The sequence below is a fragment of the Streptomyces boncukensis genome (assembly GCF_011045075.1).
Taxonomy (GTDB): domain Bacteria; phylum Actinomycetota; class Actinomycetes; order Streptomycetales; family Streptomycetaceae; genus Streptomyces; species Streptomyces boncukensis.
On record NZ_JAAKZZ010000982.1, the window covers coordinates 1 to 1,203 of the forward strand.

1 protein-coding gene and 1 riboswitch are annotated in these 1,203 nt (G+C 72.7%); the gene reads right to left on the reverse strand.

Features of this window, described 5'->3' with window-relative positions; genetic code table 11:
* A partial coding sequence (locus tag G5C65_RS37450; protein WP_165303497.1) for a glucosyl-3-phosphoglycerate synthase occupies window positions 1–837 on the reverse strand: 837 nt, incomplete at its 3' end.
* A gap of 156 nt (window positions 838–993) precedes the next feature.
* A riboswitch (SAM riboswitch) is annotated at window positions 994–1,133 on the forward strand.
* The last annotated feature ends 70 nt before the right edge of the window (window positions 1,134–1,203 follow it).

Here is a 1,203-nt window from a genome sequence, read left to right on the forward strand (position 1 = left end):
CGGCCCGTCCGTACGGGCCATCCCGTCCGCCCCGCCCGTACGGGCCAGCCGCCGCTCCGCCGTCGCCTGGATCGCAGCGGCCATCCGGCCCAGGGCCTGCCCGTCCTGGTGCCGGTGCCGGCGGACGCCCACGTCGACCTGGGCCAGCGCGTCCAGGCCCACCGCCTCCAGCGCGTCGATCAGCAGCGCCAGCTCGACCCCGTAGCCCACCGGGAAGGGCAGGGACTCCAGGAGGGTGCGGCGGGCCGCGTACTCGCCGCCGAGCGGCTGGACGAAGCCCGCCAGCCGCGGCCAGTGCAGGTTGAGCAGCGGGCGGGCCACCAGCTCCGTCACCCGGCCGCCGCCCGCCGGGGCCTCGCCCAGCGCGCGGTCGTACATCGCCTTGACGAACGCGATGTCCGGGTCCGTCAGCAGCGGGCCGACCGTGCCGGAGACGAAGTCCGCCGAGAAGTCCCGCAGATCCGCGTCCACGAAGCAGACGATGTCGCCGTGGGTCACCAGCAGGGAGCGCCACAGCACCTCGCCCTTGCCCGGCTCGGGCGGCAGCTGGGGCAGCACCTCGTCGCGGTGGATCACCTTGGCGCCCGCCGCCGCGGCGCGGTCGGCGGTGCGGTCGGCCGAGCCGGAGTCCATCACCACCAGCTCGTCCACCAGCTCGGGCAGGTCGCGGCGGATGACGGAGACGATCTCGCCGACCGTCTCCTCCTCGTCGAGCGCGGGCAGCACCACGCTGACGAGGCTGCCGGTCCGGCGCTTCGCGGCGAGCACCTGGTCGAGCGGCCGGTCGGCGGCGCTCCACGAACGGCGCCGCAGCCACTGGCCCACTTCTTCGAGCACGTCAGGGCCTTCCTGTCATCCCCTGTGATCCATCTCGCGGTTCGGACGGCTCCCGCACATGTCAGGGCCGTCGGCTACAGTCTTGAACAACGCGCGCGAGCTCCGCATGCCGGGGTTCGCCGTGACAAACGCCCGGCTGCGCCGGTGCCACAGAGCAGCTCATCCAGAGGGGCAGAGGGAACGGCCCGTAGAAGCCCCGGCAACCATCCCGCGAGCCGCGTTCGTGCCAAGCGAGGCCCCCGTGGGGACGGTGCCAATTCCGGCCCGGACGAGATACGTCGCGGGGAAGATGAGGAGAAAGGGCCTCGCTGTTATGGCTGTGCAGACAGCACAGAGCACCCTGTGCTGTCTGCACAGCCATAACAG